General features: G+C 55.9%; 9 protein-coding genes and 1 other annotated feature. Of the genes, 1 reads left to right on the plus strand and 8 read right to left on the minus strand.

Going from position 1 to position 15,037, the window contains the following annotated elements; translation table 11 throughout:
- Positions 1–237: 237 nt before the first annotated feature.
- Positions 238–1,464, minus strand: a complete 1,227-nt coding sequence (locus GXX57_05835; GenBank protein ID HHV44172.1) for a tyrosine--tRNA ligase — start codon at positions 1,462–1,464, stop codon at positions 238–240.
- Positions 1,465–1,505: 41 nt separating this feature from the next.
- Positions 1,506–1,727 (minus strand) — a binding site (T-box leader).
- Positions 1,728–1,877: 150 nt separating this feature from the next.
- Here GXX57_05835 and GXX57_05840 point away from each other — a divergent pair.
- Positions 1,878–3,989, plus strand: a complete 2,112-nt coding sequence (locus GXX57_05840) for a PBP1A family penicillin-binding protein (GenBank protein ID HHV44173.1) — start codon at positions 1,878–1,880, stop codon at positions 3,987–3,989.
- 94 nt (positions 3,990–4,083) lie between these two features.
- Here the strand turns inward: GXX57_05840 and GXX57_05845 are convergent, their stop codons facing one another.
- From GXX57_05845 to GXX57_05875, 7 genes are all read right to left on the minus strand, one after another.
- The gene (locus GXX57_05845) at positions 4,084–6,444 is read right to left on the minus strand and encodes an endonuclease MutS2 (protein ID HHV44174.1); all 2,361 of its coding nucleotides are present in this window, start codon (positions 6,442–6,444) and stop codon (positions 4,084–4,086) included.
- Positions 6,445–6,611: 167 nt separating this feature from the next.
- A complete protein-coding gene (locus GXX57_05850; protein ID HHV44175.1) occupies positions 6,612–9,053 on the minus strand; it encodes a U32 family peptidase in 2,442 nt (813 codons plus the stop codon).
- Positions 9,054–9,074: 21 nt separating this feature from the next.
- Positions 9,075–10,025, minus strand: a complete 951-nt coding sequence (locus GXX57_05855; protein HHV44176.1) for an NGG1p interacting factor NIF3 — start codon at positions 10,023–10,025, stop codon at positions 9,075–9,077.
- Between the two features lie 27 nt (positions 10,026–10,052).
- Entirely contained in the window at positions 10,053–11,786 is a 1,734-nt protein-coding gene (polX, locus tag GXX57_05860) for a DNA polymerase/3'-5' exonuclease PolX (protein HHV44177.1), read from the minus strand.
- A gap of 10 nt (positions 11,787–11,796) precedes the next feature.
- On the minus strand, positions 11,797–12,285 hold the full coding sequence (locus GXX57_05865; protein ID HHV44178.1) for a CvpA family protein: 489 nt from the start codon (positions 12,283–12,285) through the stop codon (positions 11,797–11,799).
- Positions 12,282–12,569: a cell division protein ZapA gene (locus tag GXX57_05870; GenBank protein HHV44179.1), complete on the minus strand. Its 288-nt coding sequence runs from the start codon at positions 12,567–12,569 to the stop codon at positions 12,282–12,284. The genes GXX57_05865 and GXX57_05870 overlap by 4 nt, the downstream gene beginning before the upstream one ends.
- A gap of 24 nt (positions 12,570–12,593) precedes the next feature.
- Positions 12,594–15,008: a phenylalanine--tRNA ligase subunit beta gene (locus GXX57_05875; protein HHV44180.1), complete on the minus strand. Its 2,415-nt coding sequence runs from the start codon at positions 15,006–15,008 to the stop codon at positions 12,594–12,596.
- Positions 15,009–15,037 lie beyond the last annotated feature (29 nt).

The raw sequence follows: 15,037 nt of genomic DNA on the forward strand, positions 1-15,037 counted from the left end.
CCAGGATCAAACTCTCCGTTAAAATCTATCCTAAAGTGCCTTAGCACTTTAGCTCCAACTTCGAGTAAATCCTGCAAACTTGAATCTCAAGGCTTCTCGCTTTTCGTATACTGTTTAGTTGTCAAAGTGCTTGGCGGTGACTGGTGTCCGCCGCCGACGTTTCGTATAGTAACACATCCTTTTAGGAGTGTCAAGGGTTCTTTTTCAGAAAAAGTTCATTTACCCCCGAATAGGCCCTCAATCTCCCAGGCAAATGCGGGCAAAGTGCCGTTTACCTACCTTAAGCAATGCCCCATCCCGCACTTCCCAATCCAGATTGGGATCGCTCACCGGTTCATCGTCAATCCGCACCGCACCTTGAGACACCAACCGTCTGGCTTCACTATTGGTCCCAGCAAACCCAGCCGCGGTGACCAGCTTTACGATCCAAATCCGGTTGTTGTCCAAGGTCGCCCGGGATAAGCGAAGCTCCTGTACATCCTCGGGCACTTCCTTCTCCACAAAGACCACATCGAAGTGCTCCTCGGCCCGGACCGCCGCATCCTGTCCATCGAAGCGCCCAACTATCTCCTTGGCCAAACGCCGCTTCAGTTTGGCCGGATGCAGTGTGCCCTCCGCCACTTGCTGCTGAAGCTCCTTGACCTGCTGCATCGGCAATTCCGTCAGCAGTTCAAAATACATGGGCATTAGCTCATCGGGGATGGACATGATCTTACCGAACTTCTCTTCAGGCGGATCATCCAGGGCGATGTAGTTTCCGAGGGATTTGCTCATCTTTTCTTTGCCGTCGGTCCCTAACAGGATGGGCACACACAAGCCCACCTGGGGATCCTGACCGAGATCCTTTTGTAGCTCCCTACCAACTAATATATTAAATTTCTGATCGGTGCCTCCCAATTCAATGTCTGCCCGGACCATCACCGAATCATAGCCTTGCATCAACGGATAGACCAACTCATGGAGGCTGATGGGCAACTGGTTGGCAAACCGTTGGGCGAAATCCTCCCGCTCCAGCATCCTGGCCAAAGTCATCTTGGAAAGGAGCCTGATCACATCGGAAAAATCCATCTGTCCGAACCACGCACCGTTGTACACCACCTCGGTACGTTCCGGATCCAGGATCTTAAATACCTGTTCCTTGTAGGTTACGGCATTGGCTAGCACTTGCTCGTGACTCAGCTGTGGTCTAGCCTTGTTACGTCCCGAAGGGTCTCCCACCGTGGCGGTATAATCACCAACAATCAACACCGCCTGATGGCCTAGGTCCTGAAACTGCTTCAGTTTTAGCAAAGGTACAATGTGTCCCAGGTGCAGGTCCGTCCCCGTGGGATCCACACCAAGCTTGACCCTCAGGGGCCGTCCTTCCTGTTTTGCCTTTTCAAGTTTCTGTTCCAATTCCCCTTCGGGAAAGGTGTCGACAACACCTCTTAAAACCTGTGTCAGTACATCTTCCATCTCCATCACCTCAGGTATCTATTGATACAAAAAAAGAGCCACTCTCATCCCCAAGGGACGGGAAGGCTCCCGCGGTACCACCCTACTTGATCGCAGCTAAGGATCCGCTCATTGCTTCATAACGCCGAAGACGCGGACTGGACTACTCTGCCTTCTTGCCTTTCGCCCAGTCGGCTCCAAGGTGTACGTCCGCAGCCTCAGGTTGGTTTGCACCTGCCACCAACTCTCTGTCCCTCTGAGTCGCTGCTTCTCCTCCTTATCATCGCCTTTGACCTATCGGTTTGTAACATTATAGCATAAGCCTATTTGCAGCACAACAAGGCCCTTTTCGCCAATGCAATAAGTGCACGTTGCAATGGACTGTGCTATAATTACCTTTGTGATATAGTACGTGACCCACGGCTTGTGAGGGGGATGCATCTATGGCACGCAGATCCCGACTGCGTCGCTTTTTATTGCTACTTTTCGTGATCGTGACGTGCATGGTTTTCGGCACCGGGTTAGGGTTGTTCGTCGGCCTTCTCGAAAACGCACCTTCTTTGGACGAGGTAAATTTCAACCCACAACTGACTACTTACATCTATGACATCAACGGCAAAGTGATCGGACGCCTATACAGGCAGAACCGCGTCTATGTGCCCATCGAGCAAATCCCCATCCACGTACAAAACGCCTTTATCGCGATCGAAGACCACAACTTTTACAAACACCACGGTATAGACTTTGTGGCAGTGGCCCGCTCTATCCTTGTGAACATCCGCGAAAGACGCTTCGCCCAAGGTTTCAGCAGTATCACACAACAGCTGGCCCGGAATGCCTTCCTACATAATCGCAAACAGATCTCCCGGAAACTACAGGAGGTTCTCTGGGCCATCCAGATCGAACGAAAGTATAGTAAACCGGAGATCCTGGAAGCCTACTTAAACATCATCCTCTTCGGAGAAGCCTGGGGCATTGAAGCGGCCTCCCAAAGCTACTTCGGCAAGAGTGTACAGGAACTCAGTCTGGCAGAGGGAGCCCTATTGGCCGCCATCGTAAACCTACCCAACGCCCTCAATCCCCGGATTAACCCCGAGGGGGCAATCAATCGGCGCAATCTGGTACTGTCCCAGATGCACCGCTATGGCTATATCACTGCCCAGCAGGCGGAGGAAGCCATGAAGGAACCCCTAATCCTCGCCGAAAGGCCAAGTAGCACCCCCCTGGAGACCAGGTATTTCCTGAACTACGTGCGGGATCAATTGATCGACATGTATGGAGTGGAGTTGGTCTACACCGGCGGTCTGCAAGTTTATACCACCTTGGATTTGGACATGCAGAAGACCGCGGAGGAAGTCTTGCTTAACAGCTTGCCGGTGGGATATGAAGACGACAAGGGGCTCATCCAACCCCAAGGCGCGATCATCGCCATCGATCCCCGCACCGGCTACATCAAAGCCATGGTGGGCGGCCGAGGCAACGATGAGCTGAACCGGGCCGTACAATCCACCCGGCAACCGGGTTCGGCCATGAAACCCTTCGTCTTTATTGCCGCGTTGGAAAGGGGATACACACCGGCAACGGTCTATGACGATTATCCGGTGAAAATCGAATTGCCCACGGGCCAGGTCTATGAGCCCAGGAACTATAACGATCAATACTATGGCCCTGTCACCCTACGGAAAGCCATTGAGGATTCCCTCAACTCCGTGGCCGTTCAGCTGTTAAATGAGATCGGTCCCGAAGCCGCCTTTGAAGTGGCCACCCGCATGGGGATCACCACCCTGGTGGACAAGCAAGGAGAGCTTACGGACAAAACCCTGGCCTTCGCCCTGGGAGGATTGACCTACGGGACTACCGCATTAGAGATGGCCAGTGCCTACGGAATCCTCGCCAACCAAGGTGTGTGGGTGGAACCCATCGGGATTATCAAAGTGGTTCACCCCGACGGTCATGTGGATGAATTCGAACCGAAGCGCGTTCCTGTACTGGACGAGAAGGTAGCTTACCTCATGACCGACATGCTCCGGGGGGTCATTTCCCGGGGAACAGGCCGCCGGGGTAACATTGGCCGACCCGCGGCAGGTAAAACGGGGACCACCGTCAGTAACCGCGACGGCTGGTTCATTGGCTATACCCCGGAACTGTCAGTGGCTGTCTGGATGGGTGAAGACATCCCGAAACCAATGAGTTACCAGGGAGTCAACTATGGCAGTTGGAAAACCACGGAGATCTGGGGTGAGTTCATGAGCAAAGTCACCGCCAATACACCCGTCACTGACTTTCGCCGGCCCCCGGGCATTGTGGAGCGCACAATTGATATCAAGACGGGATTGTTGGCCCATCCGGGAATCCCCAGCACTGAGACCAGCGTGGAGAAGTTCATCGCCGGAACGGAACCAACGGAATACTCCCCCCGGTACACTCTGCCAGTGCAACCGGAAAAGCCCGCGGAACCGGAGAAGGAAGAAGAGGAGACTCCCGTGGAAGAGCCCACTCGGCGGCGCTCGGTTTGGGAGGAATTCTTTAACGAATTGTTCCGTTTCGGGAACTAACCGAAACACAAACAGGTCCGCCCAACTCCAGGTTAATGGCGGACCTGCTAGTTTCTCTTCTGTTCTCCTGCCATTTAGCAGACATCAAAAAGCATTAGTGCAAATGGACGATGGTGACCCCCAGTCCACCTTCGGTAGGCGGGGCAATGTAATACTCCTTCACATTGCGATGGTTCTTCAAATAGGCGGCAACCTCTTTTCGCAAGGTACCGGTGCCCTTCCCGTGCACGATCCGCACCGGGGACAATCCCACTAAAACCGCATCATCAAGATACTTGTCCAGGGCGTAGAGGGCCTCATCCACGGTCATCCCCCGCAGATGCAGTTCTGGGGAGATGGTGCTGCTTTTACTCCGGGCCAGCGTCCCCGCCCGGGAAGGTCCTTGCTGCTTCGGTGGAGTCTCCCTTTGGCCCTTGGCCGGTGCTAAGTCAGCCAAATCCACCACAACCTTCATGAGACCTACCTGCACCTGGACCTGATCTTGCTTCGGATCGTCCAGAAGGATCCCCTCCTTGTCAAGGCTTCTAACTAGAACGGGATCACCAGCCCGTAACCGCTCCAGCCACTTCTGGTCCGCTTCTTCCGGGGGTGGGGTCTTCTGCTCCACCTGGTCAAGCTGTTTTTGGCGTTCTTGGAGCCTGTGCCGGACTTGGCGCGCCATGTCCTCCAATTCTTCTTTATCTTTGACCTTGCGCATTGCACCCAAGAGATCCTCGAATTCTTGACGGATCTCCTTCAGCATGTGCTTAGCTTCCCGTCTGGCCTCCCGGATGATCGCTTGCTCATCTTGCTTTAGTTTAGCCAGACGTTCTTCATAGTCCTGACGAAGCCTCAGATAGGATTGTTCCTCTAATTCTGCCTGTCGGGCCCTCACCCGGGCCTGCCGTTCTTGGGTCTGGATGCTCTCGATCAGTTTATCCAGGGCAAAGTCCTCTTGGGACCGGAACCGTAGAGCGCTCTGGTAGATCTCCCTACTTAACCCCAGATTCAATGCGATCTGAAAAGCATTACTCTTGCCTGGCAAGCCGATCAGCAGCCGATAGGTCGGCTTTAACGTCTCGGTGTTAAACTCCATGGAGGCGTTTTCCATCGCCGGATGATGAAAGGCAAAGCCCTTCAACTGACTGTAGTGGGTGGTGGCCACCACTAGGCACTCTTCCACCAGATGCTCCAAAAGGGCCATAGCCAGTGCCGCCCCTTCGTCGGGGTCTGTGCCGGCCCCCAATTCATCCAACAGAACCAGGGAATTGGGGGTAACCTGCTCTAAAATCTGCACAATGTTTCGCATGTGCCCCGAGAACGTCGAAAGGCTCTGCTCAATACTCTGCTCGTCACCGATATCGGCAAAGACATAATCGAAGACGGGCACCACACTTTGGGGTTCTGCCGGAATGGGCAAACCCGACTGGGCCATCAGACACAAGAGTCCTAGGGTCTTCAAAACCACCGTCTTTCCTCCGGTGTTGGGGCCCGTAATTACCAAGGCCCGGTAACCCTCCCCGAGATAGATATCATTGGGAACCACATCTTTCCCTAAAAGTGGGTGGCGCGCCCTAAGCAAAGTCACCTTGCAGTCATCGGTGATTTGAGGACAGGCCGCATCCAGTTCCATGCTGTACCGGGCTTTGGCAAAGGTGAAGTCCAGATGGGCCAAAACCTCTAGGGAAGCCATGGCTAGATCCGCAAAGTCCCCCACTTGCTGGCTCAGTTCCCGCAGGATCCGCTGGATCTCCCGTTCTTCCTCGCCGGTCAAGCGGCGTAACTCATTGTTTAACCGAACCACCGCCTCGGGCTCGACGAAGACCGTGGCACCACTGCTAGATATATCATGGATGATCCCCGGCAGCGCGTCTTTGTGCTCCTGCTTTACCGGCACCACATAGCGTCCCGCCCGCATGGTCACGATGAAATCCTGGAGCACCTTCTGGAAGCGTCCGCCATGGACGATCTCATGCAGCCGAGACCTAATCTGATTCTGGACGGTGGCCATTTGGCGGCGGATGGTGCGTAGGGCAGGACTGGCACTGTCTTTGATGGTGGAGTCCTCGTCAACACATTCCCCGATACGTTCTTCTAAGCGGGTGTTGGGAGTAATCATCTCTCCCCACTGCACCAGACACTCAAGCTGGGAGTTTCCTTGGGCCTGAATGAGAAAACGCCGCATCATGCGCATCACTTGCAAGACAGCACGCACATCCAACAGTTCCTCTGGGGACAGCATCCCCCCCAGATTAGCCCGCCGGAGGGCACTGCGAATGTCCTTTAGGCCGCGCAAAGGAACAGTGCCCCCATATTCCCTAAGCAACTGCATGGCCCCATGGGTTTCCGCAAGCAGTCGCAGAATCTCATTTTTGTCTTTGATGGGTCTTAACCCGTGACAAAGCTCCTGACCCAGGGTAGAAACGCAATATCCCGCCAGGGCCTCACGGATCTTGGCAAATTCCAATACCTTCAATGAATGTTCGAACACCTGAGTTCCCTTCCCGTTGCTGATGAAAATAGCCAGTGTTTCTTACGTCCAGTCCACACTCTTGCAGACCCCTCTATCATACACCACTTTTCCCCGTTTGCCAGTCTTAAAAGTGTCTTCCGGACCAACGGCCACAGAAGCCTTGGGTGAAATCACGCATTATGCTTCCCTTTTTGGTAGAAGTGTCCCAGGGTATATTCACCCTGGAAAAGCCCTAAAAGCTCCCCTTCGATCTCTTTCAGCCCACGGGTATCTGCGGCCAAAGCCTGTCTGTAAAGCTCTACAATGCGCTTGGCCAACGGCAAAGAATGAAGTCGCAAATCTAAGCGGACAAGCTCCACCCCCGCTTCCCGCAGGCGGGGGATGGTACGCAAAGCGGCCAATTCCCTGGAGTTGAAAAGATGCATGCGACAAGCACCGTCAGTGCGGATGGGAAATGAAAGATTCAACCGATCCACCAGACTCCCGGTCCCACTGGCAAGACAGGGCTGACAATCCATCAGCCGCCCCGGACAATACTCGGAGACCATCACCGGCAACCGTCCCTGGACGATCACTTCCGTGGGCACAGGCCCCTGTCCCAGGGAAGGAAGCTGATTCAAACTAAGCTCACAGGAAAGGCAGACACCGGAAAAGCCCAATTCGTACAGCTGAACCAAAGCCAAGGGGTTATAGATATTAAAAGAGAAGTCAGCCCAAAGGGGCGCCCTACCCCGCAAAAGCTGGAAAGTACCGAGATTTGCCACTAAGAGTCCCGACGGCAAATGGGGAGCGTCCCCCACGATGGCGGCAATATCCCCAAGCTCCCGATCCTTTGTAATTCGCGGAAAGGCCCAAAACAATTCACAAGAGGACCCTTCGACCCGTTCCAACGCCTGCCAATAAATCTCCCCCGGCAGAACAGCACTGCCTCCCCGCCCCTTGGTGAAGGCTTCACCGCCAAAATAGATCCGGTCGGCACCCGCGGCAATCAAAGGTTCGATGAACTCCAGTTTGTTCACCAAGACCCCCAGCCGCAAAGGAGCAGGGGGATTCTTTTGTGGTGGCAGTGAAAAGGCTAAGTCTGTAGTTCCCCTTAGGGGGGGCCGCCTGAACTGTTCCGCCCGTAAGGCCATCAGCCGCTCAAAGGCTGCCCGCCGCACCTGTTTCAGTTCCCCGAAGGGCAAGATGGGCTCCCCGTCAATCTTGACAGAACTCTCCACAACTTGGAAAGGAACATCCCCCAATTGCAGTAGCTTTTCCAACAGGACCTCTTCCGTCAAAGGGTGGTTCTTGGCCGCTTCCGCCACCAGAGAAGTCCTTTCCTGGACCCGGTTACCTTCCCCATCTTCCAACACCAAGGTCAAAGGCTGTCCCACCGCCACCGTCGCGTGCATCTTCACTGGTACCCGCCGCAAACATCGGGGCGATGTATAGCTTTGTACTGCCGCTGGATCCGTAACTAACTTATAAACCTCGTCCCCCACCTTAACCCGGCCCGAATGCCGCCAATGGACCACCTGTCCCGCTGCCGCCTTCGGAAGGGACCTTTTCCCCTCTTTCAGATCCCGCACTATACTCTGCTGGAAACGATGTTTGGACCAGAATTGGACCTGTTCCCCCTCTTCTAGCTCCCGGGCCAGACGCACCCAGACCCGGTTCGGGGCCACTTGCACCACCTCACCCTGGTAAACCCCCCGGTTTCCCGGATACAAGGGATTCACCACTTCCTTACCCCGTCGTCCCCCCAGGTATCCCGAGGTGAAACCTCGGGTGAAGGCGGCCTCCAGCCAATCCCGCTCCTGTTGCAGTGCTTTGAAACCTACCGGATCCGTCAAGGCCCGATCTAACGCCGCCCGGTAGACCCGGGTCACGGTGGCCACATATTCGGGAGCTTTCATCCTCCCTTCGATCTTCAAAGCGGCCACCTTACTGGTCACGATGTCCCCCAACAGGTCCAAAAGACACAGATCCCGCATGCTAAGGAGATAACCAGACAGGTTTTGGCCCGGCGCCACCAGCCGATAGCGCAATCGGCAAGGTTGGGCGCACTCGCCACGGTTACCGCTGCGTCCACCCAACAGGGAACTAAACAAGCATTGTCCGGAGTAGGCCACACAAAGGGCACCATGTAAAAAGATCTCCAGTTCCAGAGAACTGACGGAGCCCAATGTGCGCACTTCTTCCAGGGACAACTCCCGGGCCAGGACCACCCGGCTTAGGCCTAATTCCTCCAGGACTTGGAGATCGTGACGATTATGAATCGTCATCTGGGTACTGCCATGGAGGGGGATGGTGGTCAGTTCCCGGGCCAGTCGTACCACAGCCAGATCCTGGATAATCAAGGCATCCACGCCGATCCTATGGAGGAACTGGAGGTACTGGGCCAACTCCTCCAGCTCCTCTTCCCGGATCAAGGTGTTCACCGTCACGTACAGCTTGACCCCCCGGATATGGCAATAATCTACGGCCTCTATCAACTGGGCTCGGTCGAAATTCACCGCATTGGCCCGGGCACTGAAGGCTTTGCCCCCGAGGTAGACACTATCGGCACCGTTTTCCACCGCGGCCTTCAAGGCCTCCATACTTCCCGCGGGGGCCAGCAACTCCACCATCAAACCTTACCTCCTCGTTCCTCACTTCTTTCGGGAATACCGTAGAAAACCTGAGCAGGGGATAATCTCCAAATCCGGCATCTTGTCCAACAACAGATTCATCCCCAGGGAGTCGCTGGCGATATGCCCGGCGATCACCACATTGATCTGGGCCTTCTTAGCCTCTTCCAGATTAGCTTCCGAAATGTGCATACAAACCATAGTCCCTACTCCGGCATCGGCGTATTTAGCAAACATGTCTTTGGAACCGCCAGTGCCGCCAGTCATATCCACAAAAACCTTGCCCGCCCGGCGCTTCTTGTCTCCGGCCACTACTTTCAAACCGGCCTCATCCCGCTTAGCCTGCTGATACTCCGGCTCCTCAAGCAAAACCTCCAGAACATCTTCCACGCGGTAGGGCTGAGCTTGATCGAACTTCTGCTGCAGATAGGTGGTAACGTGGTTATCCGCGGGGGTGTGGATACACATCATAGCCAGATCTAAAAGCCGAGCCACGTCCCGGGCCCGCTGGTGGTTGGTGGGTAATACCGAACGTTCCACCTGGTCGATCCGTTCCTTAAGGAGCCCCTCCGCCACATTGATGGGCACCCCTAGCATGGCGGCCAACTCCTCGTGCATATGCATTACCTGGTAAAGACGGGCTAAAGCCGTGCCCTCCGGATGATGGGCCAACACAAGATCAACGGGACGGCCCTTTTCCCTGAGCCGATCCGCCAAAAGGACCTCGCCCACCTCCATATCGATCCCCACCAGCACCGTGCGGATCTCCCGCTCCTCATCGCCGTTGAGGATCCGGGTATCGGCATAGGGGTTGGTCAACCGCTCCTGGTCGAAGTACTTCTTCTCTTCCTCCGACATCTTTTCAAAGTCTTCCCGGATGCGTCGCAACTCCGCCTCTACGGTCTGGCGACCCCGGGGATCCATCTTGATTCCTTCTTCCACGGCAAAACGATACATTTCACCAAGTTTCATGTGGAGACCCTCCTTAAATAGAACTGTTTATTCCTTGCGCAAAAAGGCCCGGAGTTGCTCCAAGGGCCAGCAATTCACCACATCGACACAGGAAAGGCCCGCGCGGCGAGCCACCCACAACCCATAGGTCAAATACCCCAATTGTACCGGGGCGTGGGCATCGCTATTGATGGCGAACTTCACCCCCAGCCTAAGCCCCTCTCGGACATGGGTTTCATCCAAGTCAAGCCGTTCGGGATGGCTGTTGATCTCTAGTACCGTACCGGTGCGAGCTGCAGCCTGCAGCACTTCCTCTACGTCCACCTCATAGCCGGACCTACGCCCCAACAAACGTCCGGTTACATGACCGATAATATCCACATGGGGGTTTTCCATGGCGCGAAGGATCCTTCGGGTCATCTCTTTCCGATTGAGGTTGAAGTGCTGGTGGACACTAGCCACCACCAGATCTAGCTCGCCAAGGACTTCATCGGGCAAATCCAGGGTACCGTCGGGTAGGATATCCACCTCGATACCGGCCAGCACGGTGAAACCATCTAGCTCCCCGTTGACTTGAGCGATCTCCTGCCGTTGCTGCCGAAGCTGCTGGGGTGTAAGGCCACGGGCAATCTTCAGAGACTGGGAATGATCACACACCGCCAGATAGGAAAGCCCCGCCGCTTTAGCAGCCAAAGCCATCTCCTTGATACTGACGGTACCATCACTGTAGTGGGAATGAAGGTGCAAATCTCCTTGGAGATCGCCACGTTCGACAAGATGCGGCAATTCTCCCGCCAAAGCTTGGGCCACTTCTTCCCGCCCTTCGCGCAGTTCCGGGGGAATCCACGGTAGGCCAAGACTGTGGTAAATGTCCGCCTCCACAGTAATTGGCCGCGTTTCGCCCGCGGCAAAGGCAATGCTCTTGCCATCGGGAAAGGAGATTCCCCGTTGCGCCGCCACTTGGGCCACCTGGGCCAGATGACCGGGGCTTCCAGAAGTCTCATACCAACGGAAGGGAAACTGCTCCGGTGGGACAACCTGGATTTGAGCGACCAAGCCTTGGGCCTGTAGGTGGATTGTACCGCCATCCCGTTGGGGGGCACCGTCCAAAGAAGGGTAGTCCTCAATTTCCTCCCAAAAGCCCGAAGGGTCCTCGGCGGCCACCAACAACTCCACCCGGGTAAGCAAAGGCCGTCGCCGTCGCAGGGCCCCCGTGGGCTCAACCCGGGATACACCGGGAATCCGGCGGCAAAAGTCCCCCAGATGTCGTTCTAAGAGCACCGCGACCGCCAGCAACACCCGCCCCCGGTGTTGCAGATGGTACTCCACCCCCCTTTGGATCCGAGCCACTGCCTGGGGACCGAGCTTGGGAACCTGCCTGATCGTACCCTCCCGCAGGTGTCGGGCTAGATCGTCGAGGGAGGTGACCCCCAAGGTCTCATGCAATTGCCGGGCGGTCTTCACCCCGATCCCTGGAATTCGGGCCAGTTCCAGGAGAACAGGAGGAAACTGGGATTTCAACTCTTCCTGTTCCCGGATGCTTCCTGTGCGCAACCATTCATCGATCTTAGCTGCAATACCGGCACCCACGCCAGGAATCTGACGGAGGGCGTTATTGGCGTGCAAGAGCCGAACATCTTCTGGTAAATTCTGAATGCTTTTTGCCGCCCGGCGATAGGCCCTGGTTTTGAACGCCTCTACACCGGTCAGTTCCAACAGCAACGCTAGCTCTTCCAACAACAAAGCTAACTGAATATTCTCCACAAAGGTACTCCCCTTCAACTCGCCACCCTCAACCCAGTAACCTGTTCACCACCCCAAACATGCGGGGCAACAGGGTAAAGATCTGGTACGCTACCCCCGATGTCTCCACTACCTCTCCTAGTTTCGCCAAGGTATGCAGATTTGAACCAAAGATAACGGCCATGAAACTGCCGGCGAGGATGAAGGCACAAAGAAGCCCGAACAACGCACCAAAGAGCCGATCACAGAGCCCGAAACGGGCCTGTTGCACCGAGCTTTGCATCCACCGGGCCAAAAGGCCCACACCGACGGTAACACCCACACTGACCAACAAGAAGGCACCGGCTCCCGTTAGGGCCTGGGGAACATTTAGGTACAGGGAGAGGGTCGCACCCCACCGTTCGTAGGTCATAAAGGCCAAAAGCAGGCCCAAGATCGGACCACCGATCTTACCGAACTGTAGGACAAAACCCTCAGAAAAGCCCCGATACCCCAGGGCCAAAAAAAAGCCAATGATCAGTAGATCTAGCCAGCTCATCGAGCTTCCTCCAGCAGCCTCAACAGCTCCTCGTTGTCCTTCCGGGCCTGATACAATTCGCCGGCCAAATTCAAAGCCACCAGGACTGCCACCCTATGGATAGGCAGTCCCTGGTATTTCTCCTGAAGCCCCCTCATCCGCCGATCCACATCCGCGGCCAGGTCCCGGATGCACCCTGCGGGGACCGCACCCTTGATAGTGTAGGTATCACCACAAATCTCTACTTTTTCCGTAGTCACAGTCTGTTCCGCATCGTTGACGGGTCCTTGGTCCTTGACGGTCACCGTCCTTCACCCCCCGCCCGGTTACTACTGTCGCAGAGTTACCCCCAACTGCTCCAGTCGTTCCTGGATCTTCTTCTCGATCTCTACAATCTCTTCATCAACCAGGGTCCGATCCTCCGCCTGATAGGTCACCCCATAGGCCAGACTGCGGTAGCCTGCGGGGATCTGCTTGCCGGTATACACGTCAAACAATTGAACCTCTTTCACCAAGGAGCCGCCCACCTCTTTGATCACCTGGACCACTTGATCCGCCGCCAGATCATTAGGGACCAGGAAGGCCAAATCCCTCTTTACGAAGGGGTAACGGGCAATGCCCACGTAGGAAATGGTATCGTCGCAATGGGCGATCAAGGCCTCCAGATCGAATTCCGCCACATAGACCGGCCGCTCCAGGTCGAATTCTGCCGCACACTGGGGATGCACTTGTCCAAAATGGCCGATACATTCATCCCCGGCCAGGATGGCGCTGCGTCGTCCCGGATGCAGGAAGGGACACTGGCTGGGTCCGAAGGTGATTCCCTTTGCCCCCAGTCGTTCCAGGATGAGTTCCATGATCCCTTTCAGATCAAAGAAATCTACCTCGCTGGGCACCTGTCCCCACGTGGTGCCCGGACGCAGGCCACTCAACAGCACCGCACCCATCTCCCGTTCCACGGGCAACTTACCGCTGGCCACTGGCCAGAAGACCCGCCCCAATTCGTATAGATATACGTTTTCCGCCTGGCGGGCAAAGTTCCTTTGGGCCGTATTCAAAAGGCCCGGCACAAGACTGGTTCGCATCACACTCTGGTCTTCACTCAAAGGGTTAGCAATGGTGAGCACGTTGTGTAGATCCCGCCCAAATACTTGCAAGTCGTCTCCTAACTTCGCCAAGTCCCCCGGACTAATGAAGCTATAGGTCAGGACCTCGTAAAGACCGCAACCGGTGAGAATTTCCCGCAGCTGGTCCTGCTTAACAAGGATCTGGGTCTGTCCGGCAAAAACCGTCTCCGTGACAGGGAGGGTGGTGGCAATCTGATCATACCCGTACAGGCGGGCTACTTCCTCAATAATATCCGCCTCGATCCCCAGATCCCGTCGGTGGCTGGGCACCTGGACAATCAAGTGCTCACCATCATACTCCACCCCGAACTCCAGCCGCTGGAGCATGTTTACCATTTCCTCGGTTGCAATGGCTGTACCCAGGACCTTGTTCACCACCGCCGGCCGCACATGGATGGTCTTCGGTTGCTCCTCCACGTTATTGACGTCGATCATGCCCGCCACCACCGTGGCTCCGGCCAGCTCCTGCATCAACTGACAGGCCCGCTCTAGGGCATAAACCGTACCCTCGGGAGGAAGTCCCTTTTCAAAACGGGCGGCCGCCTCACTGTGCAGACCCAAGCGCCGTCCCGTGCGCCGGATACTAGCTCCCTTGAAGTTGGCAGACTCCAGCAGGATATTCCTGGTCTCCTCGGTTACCTCCACGTGGGCCCCACCCATCAATCCCGCGATACAGGCGGGGGCCTTAGCATCCGCGATCACCAGGTCCTCTTCGGTCAACTTCCGGGTTACATCGTCTAGGGTGACCATCTCTTCTCCCGGAGCCGCCCGCCGGACCACCAGTCTCTGTTCGGCCAGTCTGTCGTAGTCGAAGGCATGGAGGGGCTGACCGGTCTCCAGCATCACAAAGTTAGTAATATCCACAATATTGTTAATGGGCCGCATCCCCGCCGCCCGAAGATACTGCTGCATCCACAAAGGCGAAGGACCAATCTTCACGTTCCGCACCAGCCGGGCACAGTACCGCGGGCAAAGATCCGGTGCCTGCACTTCCACGCTGGTGCATTGTTCGATGGCCTCAGCGGACTCCTGGAAAACAGGCTCCGGCAACTTCACTTCCTTACCCAGCATCGCGGCCACTTCCCGAGCCACGCCGATCACGCTCAAAAGGTCGGGTCGGTTAGCGTAAATATCGATTTCAATGGCCACATCGTCCAGATGCAGGACCTCTTCGATGCTGGTACCGGGCACACAGGTCTCCGGTAGTTCAATGATCCCTTCGTGCGCATCGTCAATCCCCAATTCCCTGGAGGAACAGAGCATACCGGCCGAGGCTTCCCCCCGAATCACTGCTTCCTTGATCTCTAATCCTCCTGGCAAATGGGCGCCGGGCAAGGCAATGGCCGTCAGCATCCCTTCCCGCACGTTGGGAGCACCACAGACCACCCGCCGCACATCCCCAGGGCCCACTTCCACCTGACAAAGGGTCAACCGATCCGCCTTGGGATGGGGATTCACTGTCAGGACCTTCCCCACCACCACTTTACCCTGGAAGTCCGTGCCCATGGGCTCCATCCGGTCCACCGTAACGCCGCTCATGGTGAGTCTTGCGGCCAACTGGTCCACCGGCAAATCCACGTCCACATATTCTTTAATCCATCGATAAGATAACCGCAACTTTGTTCACCCCAAATCTTTACCGGCAC

It is taken from the genome of Bacillota bacterium, from assembly GCA_012839765.1.
GTDB lineage: Bacteria > Bacillota > Limnochordia > DUMW01 > DUMW01 > DUMW01.

Bases quoted from the DNA above. Each gene is read 5' to 3' on its own strand.
- GXX57_05855 (HHV44176.1), bottom strand. From the start codon at position 10,025: ATGAAACTTGGTGAAATGTATCGTTTTGCCGTGGAAGAAGGAATCAAG.
- GXX57_05850 (HHV44175.1), bottom strand. From the start codon at position 9,053: ATGGTGGAGTTGCTGGCCCCCGCGGGAAGTATGGAGGCCTTGAAGGCC.
- GXX57_05865 (HHV44178.1), bottom strand. From the start codon at position 12,285: ATGAGCTGGCTAGATCTACTGATCATTGGCTTTTTTTTGGCCCTGGGG.
- GXX57_05840 (HHV44173.1), top strand. From the start codon at position 1,878: ATGGCACGCAGATCCCGACTGCGTCGCTTTTTATTGCTACTTTTCGTG.